General features: G+C 68.2%; 24 protein-coding genes and 4 tRNA genes. 7 read left to right on the top strand and 21 right to left on the bottom strand.

Features of this window, described 5'->3' with window-relative positions; genetic code table 11:
* Positions 1 to 37 precede the first annotated feature (37 nt).
* The 19 genes from G554_RS14300 to G554_RS0102725 all read right to left on the bottom strand — a co-directional run bounded on the left by G554_RS14300 (position 38) and on the right by G554_RS0102725 (position 15,338).
* Positions 38 to 1,372: a YihY/virulence factor BrkB family protein gene (locus tag G554_RS14300; RefSeq protein WP_051232264.1), complete on the bottom strand. Its 1,335-nt coding sequence runs from the start codon at positions 1,370 to 1,372 to the stop codon at positions 38 to 40.
* Between the two features lie 10 nt (positions 1,373 to 1,382).
* A complete protein-coding gene (locus G554_RS0102810) occupies positions 1,383 to 1,952 on the bottom strand; it encodes a MerR family transcriptional regulator (RefSeq protein WP_027586717.1) in 570 nt (189 codons plus the stop codon).
* Positions 1,953 to 2,176: 224 nt separating this feature from the next.
* Entirely contained in the window at positions 2,177 to 2,641 is a 465-nt protein-coding gene (locus G554_RS0102805; protein ID WP_027586716.1) for a bifunctional nuclease family protein, read from the bottom strand.
* A 64-nt stretch (positions 2,642 to 2,705) separates the two neighbouring features.
* Positions 2,706 to 3,425, bottom strand: a complete 720-nt coding sequence (gene ftsR / locus G554_RS0102800; protein WP_027586715.1) for a transcriptional regulator FtsR — start codon at positions 3,423 to 3,425, stop codon at positions 2,706 to 2,708.
* Entirely contained in the window at positions 3,425 to 3,931 is a 507-nt protein-coding gene (locus tag G554_RS0102795; protein ID WP_051232262.1) for an FHA domain-containing protein, read from the bottom strand. The genes ftsR and G554_RS0102795 overlap by 1 nt, the downstream gene beginning before the upstream one ends.
* Positions 3,932 to 4,058: 127 nt before the next feature.
* Positions 4,059 to 4,448, bottom strand: a complete 390-nt coding sequence (locus tag G554_RS0102790; RefSeq protein WP_027586713.1) for a glycine cleavage system protein H — start codon at positions 4,446 to 4,448, stop codon at positions 4,059 to 4,061.
* A gap of 171 nt (positions 4,449 to 4,619) precedes the next feature.
* Positions 4,620 to 5,453: a DUF881 domain-containing protein gene (locus tag G554_RS14295; RefSeq protein ID WP_084648270.1), complete on the bottom strand. Its 834-nt coding sequence runs from the start codon at positions 5,451 to 5,453 to the stop codon at positions 4,620 to 4,622.
* On the bottom strand, positions 5,446 to 5,778 hold the full coding sequence (locus G554_RS0102780) for a small basic family protein (RefSeq protein ID WP_027586712.1): 333 nt from the start codon (positions 5,776 to 5,778) through the stop codon (positions 5,446 to 5,448). The genes G554_RS14295 and G554_RS0102780 overlap by 8 nt, the downstream gene beginning before the upstream one ends.
* 116 nt (positions 5,779 to 5,894) lie before the next feature.
* Positions 5,895 to 6,788: a DUF881 domain-containing protein gene (locus tag G554_RS0102775; protein ID WP_051232260.1), complete on the bottom strand. Its 894-nt coding sequence runs from the start codon at positions 6,786 to 6,788 to the stop codon at positions 5,895 to 5,897.
* Positions 6,785 to 7,411, bottom strand: a complete 627-nt coding sequence (gene clsA, locus G554_RS0102770; protein WP_245569920.1) for a cardiolipin synthase ClsA — start codon at positions 7,409 to 7,411, stop codon at positions 6,785 to 6,787. The genes G554_RS0102775 and clsA overlap by 4 nt, the downstream gene beginning before the upstream one ends.
* Before the next feature lie 66 nt (positions 7,412 to 7,477).
* A complete protein-coding gene (locus G554_RS14290) occupies positions 7,478 to 8,650 on the bottom strand; it encodes a glycosyltransferase family 4 protein (protein WP_051232258.1) in 1,173 nt (390 codons plus the stop codon).
* Positions 8,647 to 9,606 (bottom strand): LpxL/LpxP family acyltransferase, encoded by a 960-nt coding sequence (locus tag G554_RS14285; protein WP_281167937.1) that lies wholly within the window; start codon positions 9,604 to 9,606, stop codon positions 8,647 to 8,649. Before G554_RS14285 ends, G554_RS14290 begins: the two co-directional genes overlap by 4 nt.
* Positions 9,603 to 10,226, bottom strand: coding sequence for a phosphatidylinositol phosphate synthase (gene pgsA / locus G554_RS0102755; RefSeq protein WP_027586709.1), 624 nt, complete (start codon positions 10,224 to 10,226; stop codon positions 9,603 to 9,605). The genes G554_RS14285 and pgsA overlap by 4 nt, the downstream gene beginning before the upstream one ends.
* On the bottom strand, positions 10,219 to 10,794 hold the full coding sequence (locus G554_RS0102750) for an HIT family protein (protein WP_027586708.1): 576 nt from the start codon (positions 10,792 to 10,794) through the stop codon (positions 10,219 to 10,221). The genes pgsA and G554_RS0102750 overlap by 8 nt, the downstream gene beginning before the upstream one ends.
* A gap of 2 nt (positions 10,795 to 10,796) precedes the next feature.
* The gene (thrS, locus tag G554_RS14280) at positions 10,797 to 12,863 is read right to left on the bottom strand and encodes a threonine--tRNA ligase (RefSeq protein WP_036924316.1); all 2,067 of its coding nucleotides are present in this window, start codon (positions 12,861 to 12,863) and stop codon (positions 10,797 to 10,799) included.
* A 195-nt stretch (positions 12,864 to 13,058) separates the two neighbouring features.
* Entirely contained in the window at positions 13,059 to 13,730 is a 672-nt protein-coding gene (locus G554_RS0102740) for a DUF1345 domain-containing protein (protein ID WP_051232254.1), read from the bottom strand.
* A gap of 158 nt (positions 13,731 to 13,888) precedes the next feature.
* Positions 13,889 to 14,155, bottom strand: coding sequence for a hypothetical protein (locus G554_RS0102735; protein ID WP_027586706.1), 267 nt, complete (start codon positions 14,153 to 14,155; stop codon positions 13,889 to 13,891).
* Between the two features lie 247 nt (positions 14,156 to 14,402).
* Positions 14,403 to 14,609 carry a cold-shock protein gene (locus G554_RS0102730; RefSeq protein WP_036924247.1) on the bottom strand — a complete coding sequence of 69 codons (207 nt, stop codon included), beginning with the start codon at positions 14,607 to 14,609 and terminating at the stop codon, positions 14,403 to 14,405.
* A 654-nt stretch (positions 14,610 to 15,263) separates the two neighbouring features.
* Positions 15,264 to 15,338 (bottom strand) — tRNA-Val (locus G554_RS0102725).
* Positions 15,339 to 15,548: 210 nt separating this feature from the next.
* Between G554_RS0102725 and G554_RS0102720 the strand changes: the two genes are divergently transcribed.
* The 4 genes from G554_RS0102720 (at position 15,549) to G554_RS0102705 (ending at position 16,733) form a co-directional block, all read left to right on the top strand.
* Positions 15,549 to 15,621 (top strand) — tRNA-Gly (locus tag G554_RS0102720).
* Between the two features lie 77 nt (positions 15,622 to 15,698).
* Positions 15,699 to 15,769, top strand: a tRNA-Cys gene (locus G554_RS0102715).
* A 1-nt stretch (position 15,770) separates the two neighbouring features.
* Positions 15,771 to 15,845, top strand: a tRNA-Val gene (locus G554_RS0102710).
* A gap of 138 nt (positions 15,846 to 15,983) precedes the next feature.
* The gene (locus G554_RS0102705; RefSeq protein WP_027586704.1) at positions 15,984 to 16,733 is read left to right on the top strand and encodes a sirohydrochlorin chelatase; all 750 of its coding nucleotides are present in this window, start codon (positions 15,984 to 15,986) and stop codon (positions 16,731 to 16,733) included.
* Positions 16,734 to 16,764: 31 nt separating this feature from the next.
* On the opposite strand, the gene G554_RS0102700 is transcribed toward G554_RS0102705, so the two are convergent.
* Positions 16,765 to 17,625, bottom strand: a complete 861-nt coding sequence (locus G554_RS0102700) for a PPK2 family polyphosphate kinase (protein WP_027586703.1) — start codon at positions 17,623 to 17,625, stop codon at positions 16,765 to 16,767.
* 233 nt (positions 17,626 to 17,858) lie between these two features.
* Between G554_RS0102700 and msrB the strand changes: the two genes are divergently transcribed.
* The 3 genes from msrB (at position 17,859) to G554_RS0102685 (ending at position 20,342) form a co-directional block, all read left to right on the top strand.
* The gene (gene msrB, locus G554_RS0102695; RefSeq protein WP_027586702.1) at positions 17,859 to 18,305 is read left to right on the top strand and encodes a peptide-methionine (R)-S-oxide reductase MsrB; all 447 of its coding nucleotides are present in this window, start codon (positions 17,859 to 17,861) and stop codon (positions 18,303 to 18,305) included.
* Between the two features lie 82 nt (positions 18,306 to 18,387).
* Complete coding sequence (locus G554_RS0102690) at positions 18,388 to 19,011, top strand: DUF3000 domain-containing protein (RefSeq protein WP_051232252.1); 624 nt, start codon at positions 18,388 to 18,390, stop codon at positions 19,009 to 19,011.
* Positions 19,012 to 19,106: 95 nt separating this feature from the next.
* Positions 19,107 to 20,342, top strand: a complete 1,236-nt coding sequence (locus tag G554_RS0102685) for an HRDC domain-containing protein (RefSeq protein WP_036924313.1) — start codon at positions 19,107 to 19,109, stop codon at positions 20,340 to 20,342.
* Positions 20,343 to 20,355: 13 nt separating this feature from the next.
* On the opposite strand, the gene dxs is transcribed toward G554_RS0102685, so the two are convergent.
* Complete coding sequence (gene dxs / locus G554_RS14275) at positions 20,356 to 22,341, bottom strand: 1-deoxy-D-xylulose-5-phosphate synthase (RefSeq protein ID WP_211220398.1); 1,986 nt, start codon at positions 22,339 to 22,341, stop codon at positions 20,356 to 20,358.
* Between the last annotated feature and the right edge of the window lie 124 nt (positions 22,342 to 22,465).

The raw sequence follows: 22,465 nt of genomic DNA, 5'->3' as shown, positions 1-22,465 counted from the left end.
TCGGCACCGGGCAGTCGAGTCGGCAGCAGTCCGAGGGTCAGTCCCGGTGACCCCGGGCGCTCAGCGCAGCCACCAGAGCACCGAACACCGCTCCCAGGAGGAATCCCCGCAGGCCCGCCCTGCGGAAGGCCCCCGATGTCCCCGGCGCCGAAGTGATGGTCTCCCGGCTCGGCCGCAGGGCGTCCCTGCCGCTGCCGGCCCGGCTCGCCTCGACCCCCTTCGAGCCGGCCCCCTTCGAGCCGGCCCCCTTCGACCCGGCCGCCTGCCGGCCGGAATCAGGCCGGGCCACGCGCCCATCGCCCGGTGATGTCCCCGACTCCCCCGATCGGTCGTCCGGAGCCTCCTCCTTCGCATCGGGGTGGCCCTCCTGCTCTGCCTCCTTCGCCTTCTTGTCGGCATGGGCCGCCGCCCAGTGCTCCTCGACGATCCAGGCGTCCTCGTCGTGCTCGAGCGCGGCGTCGGCGTCATTCCAGCGGTAGGGGACGGCCGGCTGATTCGTGGTGCCGATCCAGGCCGCCACCAGCAGGATCATCCGGGCCAGGATGTTGAGCACCAGCATCACGACGATGATCGAGCCGAAGGCCTGCACCGCCCGGTTGACTCTCACCGCCCGCACCAGGACCCCTGCTCCGGTCTGGACCACCGCAAGGCAGATCCCGGCCGCCAGCGAGCCGCGCAGGATCGCCGGCCAGTTGCGCCGCGACCGCGGCACCAACCCGTAGAGGAAGACGAAGAAGAAGGTGCCGGCCCCGGTGGAGACCACCAGACCGGCGAGCGTGAGATAGACCTTGTGGCCGGGCAGCAGATCGATGCCGAGCCTGCGGCCCAGCTGCCCCGACATCGTCGCGCCGCCCTGGGCGGTGGCGAAGGTGACCAGCAGCACCACCAGGGCCGTGATGAAGGACAGCGAGTCGCGGACCTTGCCCATCAGATAGTTCTCGTCCTCCGGGACCATGCTGAAGGCCGGTTCGGACTGGGCGCGAATGCCGGCCCGGATGTGACCCACCCACGAGACCCCGGCCCACAACGTGACGGCCACGGTGGTCATCAGAGTCCACCAGGACCCGGTGGTGCGCACCGAGGAGTCGATGATCTCAGTCAGTTTGCCCGAGCCGCCGGTGGCCCCCAGCGAACTCACCACCAGGTTCTTGATGGCCTCGATGACATCGGGCCGGACCCGGGTGAGCACCACCGACAGCACCGAGAAGGAGAATGCCACCACCGGGACCGCGGCCAGCACGGTGAAATAGGTGATGGCCGCCGCGAAATGGTTGCCGAGCCGACTGGAGTACCGCGCCTGAGCGCGCACCAGATGAGAGATGGCAGGTCGCCGAAGGGCCCGTTGGCCGAACTCCTTGAGCTTGTCGAGCATCCTCACCCTCTCAGGATGCCCGACGCGAGGCCCTTCTGCGCGACAGCTCGTCATCGTGCTGGGCGACACCGACCCCGATGTGTTCATGCGGCAGCTTGGACAGCGACCCGTTGACGTCGCGCCAGACCCCGCCCAGGGAGATGGCGAACATCCCCTGGCCACCGCGCAGCAGATCGATGACCTCGTCATCGCGGGTGCATTCGTAGACCGAGACACCGTCACTCATCAGGGTGACCGTCGACAGCTCCTCGACGCCGTTGGCGCGCAGGTGGTCAATGGCGATCCTGATCTGCTGAAGGGAGACGCCGGCGTCCAGCAGTCTCTTGACGACCTTGAGCAGCAGGATGTCACGGAAGGAGTAGAGCCGCTGACTGCCCGAACCCGAGGCGCCGCGGATCTCGGGACGCACCAGGCCGGTGCGGGCCCAGTAGTCGAGCTGCCGGTAGGTGATCCCGGCCGCTCCGGAGGCCACCGGGCCGCGGAAGCCGACGTCCACGGGCAGTGGGGAGAAGTCTCCGTCGAAGAGCACGCCCTGGGCGTGCCTGGGCGAGGGGGGCTGGTGCGCCGCTGTCTCGACCATCTGGATCACCCTCTGTCCTGGGACGGCCCGTTGCCGTCCCCATCGCTCACAGACGCTACGTGGCACCGTCCCGGCTCACCCGGAGCCACGCCGGAGTTCGGCGCACACGCCTCGGATCTCACCTTCAATACCCATCTGACTAGGGGTTTCCACGCGATATCGAGGGTGAAGTGGAACTGGAGGGTTGTCGGCCTGACCGCCCCACAGTGGTGCGCCCGAGGGTGTCAGTCCTCGAAATCGTCGGGACTGACATGGTCCAGGAACTCCTTGAACCGAGCCACCTCGTCCTGCGGGGACTCGTCCAGCAGGATGCCGAAGTCCTCCAGGACCTCCGGCCGACAGCTCACCGGGACTCCCATTCGCAGCGCCAGAGCCACCAGATCGGAGGGTCTGGCCTCGATCTGCTGGTCCTCGGACAGCGTCATCTGCCCGTACCAGATGCCATCCTCGACCCGGGTGATCGTCATCACCGGAGAGGGGCATCCCAGTTCTGTGAGCACCGTGGCCATCAGGTCGTGGGTCAGAGGGCGCGGAGGCTCGACGTCGTCGAGGGCCTGGGCGATGGCCGCAGCCTCCCCGGCACCGATCCAGATCGCCAGATGACGCCGTCCGCCAGCCTCCTTGAGCAGCAGAATGGGCGATTGGGAGATCTGGTCGAGTCGGATTCCGACGACCTCCAGTTCGACCACCATGTCGACAAGCCTACTCAGCCCGGATACTGCGACCTGTCAGCGAACCGCGGGCCGGTGGTGGTCAGTGCTCCAGGAGGTCATAGACCATCGCGGCGTGCGCGTGGATCACCAGCTGGGTGATCTCAGAGGCCAGCTTGCTGACCTGCTGGTCGGCCTGGTGGGCGCGCCGGGCATGGGGCATCACGGTCTGCTCGATCATTCCTGCCTCACGTTCGGCGGCCTGGCGGATGGCTCGGATGTGTCGGGTGTCCATCCCGAAGTCACGCAGTCGCCGAGAGGCGACGCAGACCATCAGGGCCTCCTGGCCGTACCACTGCTGGCCCCGCTTGGTGCGGACCAGCTGGTGACGCTCCAGCTCGACCAGATGCGCCTCGGTGATCCCGCTGGCACGGACCAGCTCCCGCCGGTTCATCCTGATCGGGCCCTTGGCCCGGCGGATCACTGCCGGGCCGACGCCGGCTGCTCCGCCGGCGGGCTCCGTCTCGGCCGGTCCGCCCGGCGGGGAGGGCTGGTCCACCGCAGGCGGCTCCTCGCCGCGATCGATCATCTCCAGGTGCTCACGGATCACCTTGAGCGGCTGGAAGTTGTCGCGCTGACAGGTGAGGATGTACTGCAGCCGCTCGACATCGGCCTGGGCGTACTTGCGGTAGCCGGAAGGAGCGCGCTCGGGGCTCAGCAGACCCTCCGACTCCAGGAATCGGATCTTCGAGATGGACAGGTCGGTGAACTCGGGCTTCAGCAGCTTCATCACCTGCCCAATGCTCCAGACCTGACCAGCCATCAGCGCAGACCGCTCCCGCCGGCGTGGAAGATCATCCGGAACTTCCCGATCTGGACCTCGTCACCTTCACGCAGCGGCGCAGAGCCGTCGACCAGGGTCCGATTGACATAGGTGCCGTTCAGGCTGCCCTGGTCCTCGACGAAGATCCTGCCGTCCTTCTTGAGGAACTTCACATGGTGTCGGGAGACCGTGATGTCGTCGAGGAAGATGTCGGAGTGGGTGCTACGGCCAGCGGTCGTGACGTCCTGGTCGAGCACGAACTGGGTGCCGACATTGGGCCCACGCTCGACCACCAACAAGCCATTTCCCTCGGCCAGGTTCTCGATCGCCGAGAGGGCCTCCCCCGACAGCGCCGGGGTCTCGGTGACGACATCATCGGTCATCACCGGGATGACGCCGGTGTTGTCGCCGGGGATCCCGGCAGCCGCGCCGAGCCGCGCTCCGCAGCGTGAGCAGAAGTTGGCGTCCTCGACGTTGTCCTGCCCGCACCTGAGGCACTTGTTCATCTCGTCATCCTCGCTCTCGACCCTTCTCAGGGTTCTGTTACCCGGCACCCGTGCCGCTTGCCGGGTGTGCCTTCTCGATCAAGTCTGCTCGTTGCGGACCAGGCTGCCCCCATGATGGACAGTCGGCTCATGAGGACTCCGTGAGGCTCTCATAACCGTCGACGTCCAGCAGGTCGTCCAGCTCGGAGGGATCCCCCAGTTCCACGGCTATCAACCAGCCGTCGCCATAGGGGTCGGAGACCAACGCCGAGACGGCATCGACAATCACCTGGTTGACGGCCACCACCTGTCCGCTCACCGGTGCGTCGACGTCGACCGCCTCGTCATCGGTGTCGATCTCCACTGCGACATCTCCCCTGGCCAGCTCGTCGCCGACCTCGGGAAGGGTGACTCCGACCACCTCGCCGAGGTTCTCGACACCGGCGGCAGTGAGCCCGACCCGTACCTCGTCACCGTTACCAGGACGCACCCAGACGTGGTCGGTGGCGTACTGGAGATCCTCCGGGGCGTCGGCCATCGCAGAAACCTCCTGGACGTCGGATGGTATCCGTTGCGCGGAGACCACAGCACGGCGGCCGCCGTGCTGCCCCCAACACTAGCCGTCCGGCGAGCTGGCGGCGGTATCTTGACTCGCCGCAACCCGATGGTCGGGCCCACCGGGCCCGCGACGACTGCGCCGGCCCGGGGCTCAGCGGACCGGCGTGGCGTTGCTCATCGGCGCGGAGGCGGCCACCGCGTCGATCCTGATCTGCTGCTTCTGGGTGATCTGCACGGTGGCCCCGCTCTGTGCCGATTCCACCTGCGAGACCAGGCCACCGCGGAACCGGGCACCCTCCTCCAGGGAGTGCGGGTCGCCGATCGCCTGGATGGTGATGGGACGGCTGATCGGCGTCCCGGAGGCGAGCACCGAGTCCGCCCCCGACGCGAACCAGGTGCTGGCGACCACCCGGACCCTGCCATTGAGGCAGATCGCCTCGGCCCCGGCATCGCGAAGCTCCTCGACGGCGTCCAGCAGCATGTCGGAGGTCACCTTCGCATCGGGGTCCTTGATCACCAGGGTGATACCGGGACCCTGCACCGGCACCGTGCCCAACAGCACCTGGAGCTGGGAGAGCCTGCTGGCGGCCTGTTTGCGGGCGGCCTGCTGGGAGTCGGCCCCCGACTGCAACTCACGTTGGGTGTCGCGCAACTCGGCGAGCTCGGAGTCCAGCTGGCGCGAGGAGGTCGACAGATTGTCCAGCATGGTCACCAGATCGGCCCGGCGCATCCCCGAGAAGGGATCATCCTCGGCCCGGGAGCGGATCTGGCTGACCACCGCGAAGGTCGACAGGCACAGGATCACGGCGACCACCAGCTGGCCGATCCCCGGGTGGAGCAGGTCGTGGCCGATCCGGGCCCACACGGAGGGCTGCGGTGCGGCGGTCTCCTCGGCGTCGGCTGCCGGGCCGGCAGCATCCGGGCTGCCGGGGGCCGGATCGGTGGTGCGGGAGCTGTCGTGTCGTGCCCTGCCGGATTCAGACATGGAGCAGGGCCCGTCGGATGGCAGCCACATTCGTGAAGATCCTGATCCCGAGGACCACGACCACGGCGGTGGACAGCTGAGTGCCGACGCCGATCCTGTCCCCCACCCAGACCATCAGACCGGCGATGGTCACATTGGACAGGAAGGAGACCACGAAGATCTTGTCGGAGAAGGTGCGGCCGAGGTATGCCCGGGCAGCACCCACCAGGGCGTCCAGCGCCGCGACGATCATGATCGGCAGGTAGGGCTGCAGGGCGATCGGCATCGAGGGATTGAGCAGCAGGCCGAGGATCACCCCGACGATCAGACCGATGACCGCGATCATGCGCCTTCCTTTCGTCGACGTGCCCATCCTGCCATGGTCGGTCGCCGGTACCGCCCGGACAGGCCGCTGCCCGATCCCGGTGCCGGCTCAGCAGTTTCTCTCCCAGTCGACTCCGGCTACCGGGGGGTGGCAAAGTTGACGGCGGTCTGGGTGGCGGCCGGCAACTGCATCGAGGTGGCCGTGGTCACCGAGTAACGCACCCCGAAGTTGTCGGAGATGTAGGTCAACCACTGTCCCCCACCGTTCTGCGACAACCTGCCGGGCAGCTGGGCGGAGTCGCCGATCGCACTGATCCGGTAGGGCCGGGTGAGGGATACGTAGTCGACGGTGATCGCCGAGCCGGCCGAGCGCACCGCGGTGCGGGTGGTGATCCGGTGACCATTGACCGAGATCGCCTCGGCACCGGCCTGCCACAGGCCATTGATGAGCTGGCGAAGGTCCTGGTCCCCGACCCGGCCCTCACCGGCCCCGTCAGCAGCGTCATCGATGACGACCTGGATGCCGGGCCCGCTCACCGCGACTGTCCCGGCCGTCTTCCCGGCTGCTGCCAGCCGGGTGTCCAGACTGCTGTCGGCCGACTGGGCGGCGCGCATCGAGCTCACCTGGACCTGCAGCCGATTGACCGCTGCCTGCTGACCCGACTGGTGGGCCTGGGCCGACTGAATCCGATTGATGAGGTCGTCGCGCTCGGCCAGTTCGGAGGGCCGGGCCACCGAGGTGGACCGCCATGCGCCGCCCAGCAGCAGCCCGGCGAGCAGCAGCATCACCGCAGTGCCGATCCAACCGCGCCCGCCGGGCCTGGTGGACCTCGCGCCCTCGGCGGGTCGGCCATCGTCGCGCCGACGCTGCCAACCATGCCGGTCGGCGGCGTGCAGATACTCGGGCTCCAGAGCCCCCTCGCGGACCTGACGCAGCAGGTCCATGCTGGCATCCGGCCGTTGGCTGCGCCGCCCGGACTGCTCCCCCGACGAGCTCTGAGCCGCCCCGGTCGTGTGATCGGTGCCGCTCATCGGTCGGTCCCCTCAGTCGGGCCGGTGGAGCGCAGCTGGGATCTCGCGGGGGTGCTGGTGACCATCCGCCAGGTCTGGTAGCAGTACAGCAGCCCGGCCCACCAGTAGAGCACCGTTCCCCAGATCGCCAGTGCCCAGCCGAGGATCCGCGCCACCGTCCAGCCGCCCTCAGTGAGGTGGCCGAGCAGGATCAGCGGGAAGGAGTAGAGCAGGCAGAAGGTCGCCGCCTTGCCGACGAAATGGACCGGCAGGGAGGAGTAGCCACGGGTTCGCAGCAGCGGAACCAGGCCTGCGATGACGACATCGCGGGCCACCAGCACCACCAGCAGCCACATCGGAATCGCCCCTCGCATCATCAGTGCGATGAGGGTGGCCAGGATGTACAGCCGGTCGGCCGCCGGGTCGAGCAGCTGACCAGCCCGGGAGATCTGATGGAAACGTCGGGCGATCTGGCCGTCCAGCCAGTCAGTCAGCCCGGCCAGGGCGAGCACCACCACCGCCCACAGGTCGGCGTGAAGGGCCAGAATCAGCCACAGGAAAACAGGCACACCGAGCAACCGGAGGATCGACAGGACGTTGGGAATGGTCCAGAATCTCTCGGTGTCATAGCTGGGGGTGACCACGGCGCCAGCGTAGTGGATGGTTCGAAGCCGGCTCCTCGTGCCGGGCCGTGCACCGCGGCGATCCGGTCAGCGGCTCCGGCGGGCCACGATCGCGGCCCGGTAACGTTCGACCAGTTGCGGTCCGACACTGTCCCAGTCGAACTGGCGGGCGCGGCGCAGCCCCCGATCGGCCAGCTCGGTGTGTCCCGGGGCCAGCGCCTGGTTGATGGCCCTGGCCAGGGCCGCCGGGTCACCGGCGGGGGTCAGCCAGCCGACCAGCCCGCGGTCGTCGGTGAGTACCTCGCGGAAACCGGACAGGTCGGTGGCCACCACCTTCGCTCCGGCAGCCATCGCCTCCACCAGCACGATTCCGAAGGACTCGCCTCCGGTATTGGGTGCCACGTAGACATCACTGGATCCCAGCACCCGGTCACGCTCGGCATCCGGCAGTGCGCCGAGAAACCTCGCCTGGTCGTTGTGTGCGGGGATCGAGCCGGGCCCCACCACCACCGCATCGAGGTCAGGATGGTTGAGCCGCACCCGCCTGATCGCCCCCAGGAAGAACTCCAGGCCCTTGCGAGTTTCCTCGAAGCGTCCCAGGAAGCAGATCCGTGGCCGGTCCCCGCCGCGCCACGGAGAGGCCGAGGACCAGACCGCCGACAGCTCGGAGGTGTCGACGCCGTTGCCGATGATCGCAGGATCGAGCCGCCAGGTGCGCCGAGCAGCTTCCGCGGCCGCCGAGGAGACCGCCACCGCCTCGTCGATCCGGGCGACTGAGGAGGGGGCCAGCCGCCGGGCAGCGCGAAGGAGCGGGGACTCGGCGAAGTCGGAGTCCTCGAAGGAGGTGTGGAAGGTCGCCACCAGCGGTCGGTCGGCATTCCACAGCGCCAGAAGTGAGCTGGAGGGGGTGAGTGGCTCGTGGAGGTGGATGACGTCGAAGTAGTGGCTCCTGAGCCAGGCCCGCACCCGGATCGCCGGGCGGGCGCCGAAACTCAGCCGGGCGACCGACCCGTTGGCGGGCACCGGGACGGTGCCTCCGGTACTGGTGAAGCAGTCCGGTGGCAGATCGTGGTCTGCCAGGGTGTGCTCATCAAGACTGCCGGGGCCGAGCAGGCTGACCACATGATCATGTCGTCGCAGCCAGCTCGCCAGCCCGAGCAGGTGATTCTGGACCCCTCCCGGGCGGCTGAAGGAGTATGGGCAGACCAGTCCGACACTGAGCCATTCCCGGTTCTGCGGTGCGTGCGGTCCGTTGTTCACGACAATGTCCCCGTGGTGCGCGCCGGATCGGCGCCGAGACCGGTGAAGAATGGTTGGAACATGTGCCAGTCGTGAACCTGTGCCGCGATCCGGGGGCTGAACCACTCGGCCAACCGGCAGGTCAGCGCAGCGGCGCGCTCCCGGCTGGTGGCCTGGTCAGCCGGTTCGAGAACCGGGGAGAACTCGATGCGCATCCGATCCGGGGAGGTGTAGCTGCAGACGACGCCGACCAGGGCGGCCCCGGTGAGCACTGCCAGGTGCGCCGGACCTGGTGGCATCGATCCTGGCACCGGTCCGGTGGCGGTCAGCCAGTTCACGGCCACCCCGCGACGGGAGAAGTCACGGTCGGCGACCAGGCTGATCAGCCTGCCCTCCCGCAGGTCGGCGACCAGCCGGCTGGCCACCTGCGGCTGGCGGTGGCCGTAGACCTTCATCCCGAGCCTCTCCCGGGTCCGTACGAAGAGTTCGAACTCGGCGTCCGGAAGCTGCTCGGCAACCGTGCTGATCGGCACTCCGCGGCCAGCCACCCAGGCTCCGGCCAGGTCCCAGGAAGCCATGTGCGGCAGGGCCACCACGGCGCCGCGGGTGGCCACCGCGTCGCGCAGCACCTGGAACTGCCCGGGGTCGAAGTCGACCTGCTGGTCGATCCGCTCGCGCGACCAGCCGGGCAGCTGCATCGAGGTCACCAGGGTGCGCGCCCAGGAGACGACTGCCCGGCGGGTCTGGGCGTGACATGGCGGTGTACCCGTCATCGTCTCGGCATTGAGCATCCACTGCTTCACGGCAGGCACCGGGAATCGGCTCAGTGCCGCGCCGGCCAGCTGGGCGGCGGGATCCCAGACGCCGCGGGGAAGGTGACGTGTCGCCGCCATCGCGGTGGCACCCAGGCGCCCTGATCCTCGACCGGACGGAGGCTGACCCGTTGAACCGGCGGGCCGGTCCGTCGGGGAACTCACGAGGTGACCTGCCGGTGCACCGCTGACATCCTCTGCCCGACGGTCACCGCCCCGGCGATGGTCAGGTAGATCAGACCCGCCGGCAACGCCCAGATGAGCCAGTGGGGGAGGAATCCGGCGGCCGCCAGGCCGGTGAGCTCGGCGCCCAACAGGCTCACCAGCAGCCGATCGGCGCGAGTGGCCAGGCCCATCTTGGCCGACAGTCCCAGCGACTCCGCCTTGGCCCTCACATAGGAGGTGACCTGCCCGAGGATCAGCGCCGCCAGGCCGAATCCGGCCCACAGCCGGGAGTCTCCTGGCCCGGCGTAGTACAGCACCAGGCCGGCGAACAGGGCGCCATCGGCCAGCCGGTCCAGGGAGGAGTCCAGAAAGGATCCCCACTGGGAATGACGGCCCAGCTGACGGGCCATGTTGCCGTCCAGGGAGTCGGAGAAGATGAACAGCGCGACCAGCCACGGGCCCTGCCACAACATTCCCAGCGGGAAGAAGATGAGGGCCATCGCGATGCTGCCAACGGTACCGATCCAGGTGACCATGTCGGGGGTGACGTGCATCCGGATGAGCGCGGCGGCCAGTGGGTGCATGACCTTCTGCCAGCCGGCTCGGAAATGTTCAAGCATGCCTCTCCCAGGCCTCTGCGAGCAGGGTGCGGCCGTCTCCCAGCAGCTGGGGCACGGCACGGGTGCCGCCGATGATCGGCAGGAAGTTGGTGTCTCCGATCCACCTGGGGACGACGTGCTGGTGCAGGTGGGCGGCCACCCCGGCTCCCCCGGGCGCCCCCTGGTTCATTCCGACGTTGAACCCCTGCGGATGGGAGGTCCCGGTCAGCACCCGGATCGCCGACTGGGTGAGCTCGGCCATCTCCCGGGTCTCATCGGCGGTGGCCTCGATGTAGCCGGCGACGTGACGGTAGGGGCAGACCAGGAGGTGTCCCGGCGAGTAGGGGTACAGATTCATGATGACGTAGCAGTACTGGCCGCGGTGGACGATGAGGGACTCCTCGTCCTGCTGGCGGGGGGCCCGGCAGAACGGGCAGTCCGCCCCGGCCTGGCCGGTCCTGGGCCGGTCCGCGCCGTCGATGTAGGCCATCCGGTAGGGGGTCCACAGTCGACGGAACGGGTCGGGGACGCCGACCTGATCGTCGCTGAACTCGACCCGGACCTGATCCGCGTCGTGCTGGCCGGTCATTCTCAGGCCTCCGGGCCGTCCAGCACCGACTCGGCATTCGCGGCGGTCGGATCGTCGTTGCGGCGGGCTTCCGACCATCCGGCCACGATCGCCACGGCCCGCTCCAGAGGCACGCCGTTGAGCTGGGAGCCGTCACGGAACCGGAAGGAGACCGCCTCGGCGTCCACGTCCTCGCCGCCGGCGATGACGATGAAGGGCACCTTGGTCTGGGTGGCGTTGCGGATCTTCTTGCCGAACCGGTCGGTGGAGGTGTCGAGCTCGACGCGCAGTCCGACGGCTCGAAGCTGCCCGGCGAAGTCCTTGAGGTAGCTGTCGAACTCCTCGGCGACGGGGACGCCATGCACCTGAACCGGGGACAGCCAGACCGGGAAGGCGCCGGCGTAGTGCTCGGTGAGGACGCCGATGAACCGCTCCACCGAGCCGAGCTTGGCGGAGTGGATCATCACCGGACGCTGGCGGGAACCGTCGGGGGCGGTGTACTCCAGCTTGAACCGCTCGGGCTGGTTGAAGTCGTACTGGACCGTCGACATCTGCCAGGTCCGCCCGATCGCGTCCTTGGCCTGCACCGAGACCTTCGGGCCGTAGAAGGCGGCCCCGCCCGGGTCGGGCACCAGATCCAGACCGGAGCCCTCACAGACCTCCTGGAGGATCCGGGTGGCTGCCGCCCAGTCCTGGTCGGAGCCGATGAACTTGTCCTGGTTCCTGCCCTCGGAGTCGCGGGTGGACAGCTCGAGGTAGAACTCCCCCAGTCCGAAGGCACTCAGCACGTCGTCGAAGAAGCCCAGCAGGTCGCGGATCACCTGAGGAGCCTGGTCAGGGGTGCAGTAGATGTGCGAGTCGTCCTGGGTGAAGCCGCGCATCCGGGTGAGGCCCTGGACCACGCCGGACTTCTCGTAGCGGTAGTCGTGGCCCATCTCGAACAGCTTGATGGGCAGGTCGCGGTAGGAGCGCCCGCGCGACTTGTAGATGAGGTTCTGCATCGGGCAGTTCATGGCCTTGAGGTAGTACTCCTGGCCGGCCCGGGTGATATCGCCCTCGGCGTCCCGCTCCTCATCGACGTTCATCGGCGGGAACATCGTCTCGGCATAGTGCGGCAGGTGCCCGGAGGTGTGGAAGACGCCGCCCTTGGTGATCTCGGGGGTGTAGACGATGTCGAATCCGCGCTTGAGGTGCTCGGAGATGATGAAGTCCTCGATGATGTGGCGCAGCATCCCCCCCTTGGGGTGGAAGACCGCCAGCCCTGGCCCGATCTCCTCGGGAAAACTGAACAGGTCCAGCTCGGCCCCCAGCTTGCGGTGGTCGCGACGGGCCGCCTCGGCCATCTGCGTCTGGTAGGCGACCAGGTCCTCCTTGGAGGCCCATGCCGTCCCGTAGACGCGCTGCAGCTGATCATTGGCCTGGTCGCCCTTCCAGTAGGCGGCCGAGGACTTGGTGAGGGCGAAGCCATTGCCCAGATACTTGGTGGAGGGCACGTGCGGGCCCCGGCACAGGTCCTTCCAGGCGGTCTCACCGTTGCGCCGGACATTGTCGTAGATGGTCAGCTCGGAGCCACCGACCTCCACCGAGGCCCCCTCAGCCTCGTGGTGTCCCTTGGACCCGACCAGTTCCAGTTTGTAGGGCTGGTCGGCGAGTTCCTGGCGGGCCTGCTCCTCGGTGACGGCACGGCGGACGAAGCGCTGGTTCTCCTTGACGATCCGCTTCATCCGCTTCTCGAGATCCTTGAGCATCTGCGGGGTGACGGGGTCGATATTGCCGAAGTCGTAGTAGAAGCCGTCGGTGATGAACGGGCCGATGCCGAGGTTGACCTCGGGGAAGATCTCCTCGACGGCCTGGGCCATCACATGGGTGGCCGAGTGCCGGATGATGTTGAGCCCGTCGACGCTGGTGGCCTCCACCGCCTCGACCGCGGCCCCGGCCGGGATCTGTCGCTGCAGGTCCTGGAGCTGCCCGTCGACTCTCATGGCCACGACGCCGCGGTCGGCTCCGAACAGGTCCAGGCCGGTCGTCGTAGTGTCCACCTGGCGCTCCTCGGGATCTCCGGATCGCTGCACGGTGATGGTGATGGACACGATGACGTTCTCTCTCTCGATGCACCCGGGCGGACCCGGGTCGGATGTCGCGCCGGTCGCAGGGACGCGAGTGGCCGCGCCACCGACCGACCTGTCTATCATGCCCGAAACCGATCCCCCGGCGCTCATCGGTCCCCTCGGGCCCTGAGGGATCGGGGCCGCCCGGCCCGGCCGGCGGCTCTCGGCAGGCGGATCTCAGAGGCCTGCGGCGAGGACGCCGGTGACCACGTTGACGGTGCTGGCCAGAATGACCAGGGCAAAGGCGTAGGAGACCAGGCAGTGCCTCAGCACCACCGCCCTGATCCGGGAGTTCGTCACGGCGGTGTCGGAGACCTGGTAGGTCATGCCGAGGTTGTAGCTGAAGTAGAGGAAGTCCCGGTAGGCCGGGGCCTCGCTCTGGTTGAAGTCGATCCCACCGGGATTCCGGTCCCCGCTCGGTCCGGCGAGGTAGTACTCGTAGGCGTATCTGGCCGCGTACATGGCGTGAAGACCGAACCACTGCATGAACACCACCGCCAGGGCCAGCAGTGCAGCACCGGACCGCCTGCTCCCCGGGGCCACCCGTCCCAGCAGTGGCGTGGCGGCGATCCCGGCGGCGAGCAGCGCCACGATGACGATCTCCTCCTGCACCGGTCGGAACTCATCGCGGCGGGCGTGCTCCATGGTCCGGTCGGCATCGGCCGGCCACAGCGCCAACCAGTTCGCCACCGAGAACCACACCGACTGGGTGGCCAGCGCCCACAGCAGACCCCAGGGCCAGCCGCCCAGCAGCCAGCCCGCGATACCCGCCAGCGCCCCCGCGGCCACCGCCACCACCATCCGCGCGACTGCTCCGCGGGCCTCCAACCAGGGCCAGTTGCGTCTCATCCGCCCAACCTCCTCGCCCGGCCATCAGGTGGCCCGGCATGTCGTCAGGGCCATCACGCGGGCCGACACTGCACGACCCGTGGGGCGATCGCCACCACGAGTGTGCCTCCAGGTGCACCGGTCTGGCTGCCACGGCACGCGGAGCAGACCCTGACCTGTCAGCGCGCCAGGTCCGGCTGGTCCCCCTCCTCGCGGTGAAGTCCCTCGATCATGATGACATCGATCCCGGACTCGACCGGGGCGCCGGGATTCACCCAGACCTGCGCGGACGAGGGGACCCAGGCGGTCCACTTCCCATTGCTGATCCAGGCGCCGTTCACGGTCCGGAACCCGGTCGCGATGCGGTTGGCGTAGTTCTTGATGTCCTCCTCGGATCCCTCGATCCAGAACCTTGAGTGTCCAGTTCCTATGGTGATTGTTGCCATGAGCTTCCTTGATTGAACGATGATGTGATGGCCTCTGGGGCCGGTTCCGCACAGATTGTGGAGCATCGCCGGGCCGATCAGTGCTGATCGGCGACTCCGCGCGATGCCCGGGCACAAGAAAGAAGGTCCTGTCATCGGCACACGAGGTGCCGGTGCCAGAACCTTCCTCTGGTCTGATGCGTGGAGCGCGGCGAGCTGGGAAAGTACTTCTACCAGATCTCCGCGCGCCAGCGGCGCACGAGACGGATCAGCGGGTGTGAATGTTGGTCGCCCTCGGGCCCTTGGGGCCGGCCTCGGTGTCGAAGTCGACCTTCTGGTTCTCCTGAAGGTCGTGGTAACCGTTGCCCTGAATCTGGCTGTGGTGGGCGAACACGTCCGCCGAGCCGTCATCGGGGGAGATGAATCCGAAACCTCGGTCGGAATTCCACCATTTGACAGTTCCAGCAGTACTCATAATTGTCCTTCGCTTCTGGCCGGGAATTCCCCAGACCACGTCATGGCGTCACGACGGATTCGCCGCGCGCCTCAATGAATGCGCGTCATGTCGGGGTATGAGCTCACGACCACAGCGCATGGGATTGGTGGCATGCACAACCAGATCGCATCGGCGTCATACTGGGTGTCACAACCAGTGAAGGAAACTCACTACAAGTGCATACAACAATTACGACAGTAGCACGGCTTCCAAGAACATCGGATCAGGACCGTCGTTTCGGTGAACCGCGCCACCGGAGATCACCATTCACTCCGGTCGCGTCGCCGGCCCGCTTCAGCGATGACCCACCACACCGCCGCCGCCAGACCCGCTGCGACCGTCCGGCCGATCCAGCGGCGCAGGGCCCCGTGATCCGACCCTGATCCCAGGATCGCAATCCTCCAAGCCATCACAGGCCTCCCCGCAGACGGGACGCGACCCCGGAGCGGGAATCACTGTCACTACGTCAACACCTGCGACTGTACCCGCGTGCCGGTCTCGCCAGCAGCCTTCGGCGCATCCCGACCCGGCCCTGAGGACGCACCAGGAGCGCCCCGTCCGGGACGCCCCTGGTACCGGAGCGACACGCTCCGATCTGCAATGTGAGGCCCCGTTGTTCCGCCAAGGGCCATCTGGTGGGCGATGCGGGTTTCGAACCCGCGACCTCTTCGGTGTGAACGAAGCGCGCTACCACTGCGCCAACCGCCCAGCGCGAGAGATGACTATGCCAGAGCCGTGGGCTGTTGTCCACCTCAGGGAGAACTGCCGGGGCCACCCGACCGACCCTCCGCGGACTCTTCCGGCGGCACGGATCACGAGTCCGTGACGGGCTCGGCACCAGGCCATCCGATTTGCACCGAATGGGCCCGTGAGATACTGTTTCTTCCCGTCGCCGGGCGCATTGCCGACCGGAAACATGCGGACGTGGCTCAGTTGGTAGAGCATCACCTTGCCAAGGTGAGGGTCGCGGGTTCGAGTCCCGTCGTCCGCTCGGAGAAGGTCTTTCGGACCTGGATCCAAGACGGCTCGTCACGATGATCGGTACCGATCACCGGCACCGGCGATCGTGGTGGAGTGGCCGAGAGGCGAGGCAACGGACTGCAAATCCGTGTACACGGGTTCGAATCCCGTCTCCACCTCGGGCGGTTGGCGCAGCGGTAGCGCGCTTCCCTGACACGGAAGAGGTCGCCAGTTCAAACCTGGCATCGCCCACCAGCAGAAACTGGGGTCGGTCGGCATCTGCCGACCGACCCCATTCTCTGTCTGCTGACACTGACATCCCGGTTCTCGGATGCCCTTCCGGGCCCATCGATGCGACAATGACTCGCAGACTGCTGAGAGGAGGGCATGACCGTGACCGCACCGGTGCTCGTCTTGGTGATGCCTCGTGGCTCCTCGGGTGCGGCCACCATGTCGGCGCACCGGCTTCGGCAACGTCTGGCGAAGCTCCATCCGCATGTGGAGACGGCGATCGCCTTCGCCGGCACCGAAGACGTCCCGGCCGTTCCCCCCGCTCCCAAGAGCAGCTGGAGCGAGGTCGTTCTGGTGCCCGTCGACCTCACCCACCTCCAGGACCCTCAGGATCCGGTCCTGGCCCTGGCCGAACAGCTCTCCCAGGACCATGCCGAGCTGTCGGTGAGGGTCTCCCGTCCACTGGGCCCCGGTCCCGCCCTGCTCGGCGTCATCGACTCCCGGGTCTGGATGGCGACCCACCGCGCACACACCCAGGAGATCGACGCGCTGGTCCTGTCGGCCCCCGATGGCGGTGACCGGCGCGGCGCCGCGATGCTGTCACGGATGTCCCGGATGTGGTCCCAGCACCATCACATCCCGGTGCGGTTGGCCACCGGTGCCACCGGCTCCGGTCAGGTGGCCGAGGTGATCCACGCCCTTCGGGCGGAGGGACGCCGCCACGTCGCGGTCGGCAGCCTGTGGGTGAACAACGGCGTCGAGTCCCACGAGCACGACCTGGCGGCCCTGGAGGCCGGCGCCGAGGTGGTCTCAGAGCCCATCGGCGACGATCCGCTGTTGGCCAGATGGGCCTTCGAGAGGTACTGCTCTGCGGCCATGGGTTCGGTGGCGGAGGCCTCCTCCCAGGAGTGACCTCTGCCCCGACTCCTCAGGCCCCGGCGGCTCAGGAGTTGGCCACTCTCTGCTGCTCCTTCGCCACGTCGAAATCTGCCGGCGGCCAGGTGAGCTGCATCGAGCGCATCGTCTCCAGCATGATCCTCGCCACCGCCCAGTTGCGGTACCACTTGCGATCGGCGGGAATGACGTACCACGGCGCCTGATCCGGATTGCAGCGCTCCAACACCTCGCTGTAGGCGACCATGTAGTCATCCCACTTCAAGCGGGTGTCCAGATCCGAGGAGCTGTACTTCCAGTACTTCGCCGGGTTCTCCAGCCGCGCCATCAGCCGTTTCTTCTGCTCGGCCTTGGACACATTGAGGAAGCACTTGACAATTCTCACCCCGGACTGCGCCAGTTCCGCCTCGAAGTCGTTGATGATGTCGAATCGCGGCCGCCACACCGACTCCTCGACGAGCTTGTTCACCCGCACCGCCAGGACGTCCTCGTACTGGGACCGGTCGAAGACACCGATCATGCCGGCGCCGGGAAGAGCCCGACGGATCCGCCACAGGAAGTCATGATCGAGCTCCTCGGGGGTGGGCGCCTTGAAGGCGTGCAGATGGATACCCTGCGGATCCACCAGGCCGAAGGTGTGGCGGACCACGCCGCCCTTTCCAGCAGTGTCGAGGCCCTGCAGGATCACCAGCAGCCGACGAGCACTCGAGGGTTCGGAGCGACCGGCCGCGAAGAGCCTCTCCTGCAGCTCCGAGAGCTCCGCGCCGAGCTCCTCCATCCCGGCCAGGGTGGCCTTCTTGCCGGCCTCCGCCCCGGCAGTGGCGCGGGCGTCGAACGAGCCGATGTCGACCGCCCCCTGGGGGCAGCGCAGCAGGTCACCGATGAGGGGTCCATCCAAGGGCTTGGTCATGGCGCCCATCCTGCCCCCTGATTCGCCTCAGGTCACGGGGCCGGCGACCGCAGGGCCCGCCGAACCAGCCCCTCCCCGGCCGGCGTGCATCGGGGAACATCGAGGAGGGCTCCGGCGTTGACGGTGTTCGAGCCTGCGCGGATGGGAGACATTCACATCCAGCAGGTGGTGCGCACACCAGTAGCACCACCACAGCGCATGAGCATCCGGACCGTCTGCACAAGGAGCATCCGATGACCACCAGCGACCATGACGTCACCCCCCAGGTGAAGCTCACCCCGGCCCAGTGGCGCCAGCGTCTCACCGACGCGGAGTTCCAGGTGCTGCGCCAGGCCGGCACCGAGGCGCCCTTCATCGGCGAGTACACCGACACCACCACCGAAGGGGTCTACAGCTGCCGGGCCTGCGGGGCAGAACTGTTCCGAAGCACCGAGAAGTTCTCCTCCCACTGCGGCTGGCCGAGCTTCTTCTCGCCACTGGCCGAGGACCGGGTGCGCTACATCACCGACACCTCGCTGCCGGGCAGCCCCCGTACCGAGGTACGGTGCGCAGCCTGCGACTCCCATCTCGGCCACGTCTTCGCCGGCGAGGGCTACGACACCCCGACCGATCTGCGTTACTGCATCAACTCGATCTGTCTCACCCTGGAACCGGCACAGGACCAGGACCACGACTCCTGATCAGGTGCCGCCAGCCTCGCTCTGGCCCTCCAGCGGCGCGCCCCGTAGGCCACTCGAACCTCTCGCGATTAGCCTCCCAGATGTGAACACTCACTCACCGATCGACCTTCCGGGCGGCTTCGACGCCACCCGCAGGTGCATTCTCGACCACCTGTGGCGTGATGAGTTCACGGTGACTCAGATTCCCGCTCCGACCCGGATCGCACCGGACTCGATGGCCGTCGATGCCACGGTCCACCATGCGCCCGGTCGGCACCCCGGCCCTGCCGATCCCCCAGACCTGGGCCAGGGGCGCCTGATCGTGCTCCATGATCCATCGGCCCCCGAGTCCTGGCAGGGCAGCACCCGGCTGGTGACCGTCGTGCGGGCCGACGTCGACCCCGAGATGGCCACCGATCCGTTGCTGGCCGGAGTCGCCTGCTCCTGGCTCACCGAGGCCCTGGACGGCTTCGCCGCCCGCTACACCTGCCTGGCAGGAACGGTCACCTCGGTGATGAGTCGGCCCTTCGGCAACCTGGCCGACAAGCAGCCTGACAACCGCATCGAGTTCCGCGCCTCCTGGACCCCGCTGATCGACGATGCCGGTCAGCTCACCGCTCATCTGGATGGCTGGCAGGATCTGCTGTGCCACATCTGCGGACTTCCGCCCTCCGGGGACGACGTCGTGATGATCAGGCCCCGACGTCGCTGGGAGGCCGACGCGTGACTTTCTCCACATCGCCGGGACCCGGCGACACCAGCCCCGCGGGCCCCGGCCACACCAGCCCCGCGAGCACTGATCCGGCGGACCAGGAGGCCGAGCTGCCGATCCTCGACTGTCCGGCCGACGGCATTCCCCCACTGGTCGACACCCCGCAGGCGCTGCGCCTCGCGGCCGAGAGGCTGGCAGCCGGGACCGGCCCGGTGGCCATCGACACCGAAAGGGCTCACGGCTACCGCTACAGCACCCGCGCCTACCTCATCCAACTGCGCAGGGCGGGTTCGGGCACCCACCTGGTGGACCCGGCCGCGCTGGATCCGGAGGGCCCAGGCTCCGGTCTGGCCCCGCTGGCCGAGGCCCTGGCCGGGACCGAGTGGATCCTGCACGCCGCGACCCAGGACATGCCCTGCCTGGCGATCGAAGGTCTGCGCCCCGCCGAGCTGTTCGACTCGGAACTGGCCGGACGACTGCTGAACCTGCCCCGGGTCGGCCTGGGACCGATGATCGAGCACTACTTCGGGGTGCATCTGCTCAAGGAGCACTCGGCAGCCGATTGGTCCACCCGGCCGCTGCCCGCCGACTGGATACCCTATGCCGCCCTCGACGTCGAACTGCTCATCCCGCTGCGCGACAGACTCATCGCCGATCTGCGGGACGCCGGCAAGATGGGGTGGGCGCAGGAGGAGTTCCAGCACCTGGTCCAGGTCGGAGCAGAGCTTCCCGACGAGCTGCCGGGCCCGGGCCCGGACCGCTGGCGCCGCACCACCGGGCTGCACGACGTGCGGACCCGTGCCGGTCTGGAGCTGGTCAAAGATCTGTGGTGGGCCAGGGAACGGGTCGCGATGCGGACCGACATCGCGCCTGGCCGGATCGTCAACGACCGGGCCCTGTCGGCGCTGGGTACCCATGCCGGTGAGCGGGTCACTCTGACCTCCGACGACCTGCTGCGCTCCTCGGGCTTCAGGCGTGGCCGGGCCAAGCGCTATGTGCGGGACTGGACGCAGGCACTGGCACACGCCACTGCCGCCAGCCCCAAGGACTACCCGCAGCGGCGCGCCGCCCCCGACGGCCCGCCACCACCGCGCAGCTGGGCAGCCCACCATCCCGACGCGGCGGCACGCTGGGAGGTGGTCCGCCCGGCGATGAATGAGCGGGCCGCGGATCTGGATCTCCCGCCGGAGAACCTCATCTCCCCCGACTGGTTGCGCCGGCTGTGCTGGCAGCCCCCCGCCGACCTCTCACCCCGGGGGGTCGACGCCTTCCTGGCCGATCTGGGGGCGCGGGCCTGGCAGCGGAACCTGGTGTGCGGGGAGCTCAGCCGACTCCTGGGCCGGTGAACCCTCCCCCCGCTCAGATCCGGTGCTGCCTCGGGTGATCCGGAGTGATCGGATCGGCGTCGGCGGCCAGCTGCGGGCCGCCGGTGCTGAGGACGCGCAGCAGACTGCGGGTCCGCTCGGCGATTCCCTCGGCGTCCAGTCCGAGACGGTGCATCAAGCTGGATCGCGAGGCATGGGGCAGGTACTGCGAGTCGATCCCGAGCTCCAGGAGCGGCGTCCAGACCCCTGCCCGATGCATCTGGGTGCTCAGTCTCGACCCGAGACCGCCCACCACCAGCCCGTCCTCGACGCTGACCACCGCCCGGGCCGAGGCGGCCATCGCCACCAGCTCAGGGTCCACCGGCAGTGACCAACGCGGGCTCACCACGGTGATGCCGGCCCCGTCCAGGCCCGGGTCGGTGCTCAGCTGCTCGGCGGCTGCCACCGTGTCGGCGCAGAGCTGGCCGTGACAGACCATCAGGACATCGACCTGGTCACGGTCCCCACGGGTCTGGAGGAGCACATCCAGGTCGCCCAGCACGCCTCGGCCCGACACGGTCCGCAGCACGGGGAGGTGGGCGGGCATCCGGTCCTTCGAGTAGCGGATCACGGTCGGCCCGTCATCGATGTCGACCGCCTGCCGCAGCGCAGCGTCCAGTCGGTGGCGGTCGCGCGGGCAGGCCAGTCGCATGCCGGGGACGATGCCGCAGATCGAGGTGTCCCACATGCCGTTGTGGCTGGCTCCGTCGGGGCCGGTCACCCCGGCCCGGTCCAGCACCACGGTGACCCCGGCCCGGTGCAGACCGACATCCATCAACAGCTGGTCGAAGCCACGATTGAGGAAGGTGGAGTAGAGCGCGACCACCGGGTGCAGGCCCATCGCCGCCAGCCCGGCTGCCGAGGTCAGCGCGTGCTGCTCGGCGATACCGACGTCGAAGATCCGATCCGGGAAGCGCTCGGCGAAAGCGGCCAGACCGACCGGGTGCAGCATCGCGGCGGTGATCGCCACCACCTCCGGGCGGGCAGCACCGATCTCCACCATCGCCTGGGAGAATGCGGCCGTCCAGGAGTCGGCATCCTTGACGCTGCGGGGCATTCCGGTGGCCAGGTCCAGGGCACCGACGGTGTGGAAGTGGTCCTCCTGGTCGTGCTCGGCCGGCGGGTAACCCTTGCCCTTGGAGGTGATGGCATGGACGATGACCGGCTGACGGTAGCGCTTGGCCAGTTCCAGGGCCCTCTCCAGGGCGTCGAGGTCGTGGCCGTCCACCGGACCGAGGTACTTCACTCCCAGGTCGGAGAAGATTCCCTGGTTGCCGATCAGGGCGTCCTTCATACCTGTCTTGGCAGCGTGCATCAGCCCGTAGACCTGACGTCCCAGTGGCTTGTCGGAGACCAGTTGCTTGATCCGCTCCAGGGTCTCCTCGTAGCGCGGGTCGGTGCGGATCGCGGACAGGTGGTTGGCCAGCCCGCCGACCGTCGGATAGTAGGAGCGGCCGTTGTCATTGACCACGATGACCAGCCGCAGATCCTGTTGGGCGGCGATCGAGTCCAGCGCCTCCCAGGCCATCCCACCGGTCAGGGCACCGTCACCGACCACCGCAACCACGGTGCGGTCGCGGCCACTCAGCGCGATCCCCTCGGCCATCCCCTCGGCCCACGACAGCGAGGTGGAGGCATGGGAGTTCTCCACCCAGTCGTGCTCGGACTCGGCACGCGAGGGGTATCCCGACAACCCGTTCTCGGTGCGCAGGGTGTCGAAGAGGTCGGCCCGCCCGGTGATCATCTTGTGCACGTAGCTCTGGTGACCGGTGTCGAAGACGATCGGATCCTGCGGCGAGCTGAACACCCGGTGGATGGCCAGGGTGAGTTCCACGACGCCGAGGTTGGGGCCCAGATGGCCGCCGGTCCGGCTGACATGGTCGATGAGGAACTGACGGATCTCGGCAGCGAGCTCGACAGTCTGCGCGTCGGAGAGCCGTCTCAGGTCCTCGGGACCGTGGATCATCTCGAGCAGAGCCATGACGTCCATCCTATTGCGGGCCCCGAGCCCGGTGCGGGGTGGCGATGCCGCTCCTGGTCCAGGTGCGCCGGATGCGACCCTCGGGCCGCACGCGGAGGATGGACCTGCATCGCCGCCCTCGACT

Source organism: Acidipropionibacterium thoenii DSM 20276, from assembly GCF_000423445.1.
Taxonomy (GTDB): Bacteria; Actinomycetota; Actinomycetes; order Propionibacteriales; family Propionibacteriaceae; genus Acidipropionibacterium; species Acidipropionibacterium thoenii.
This window is presented reverse-complemented; position numbering and strand designations above follow the sequence as displayed.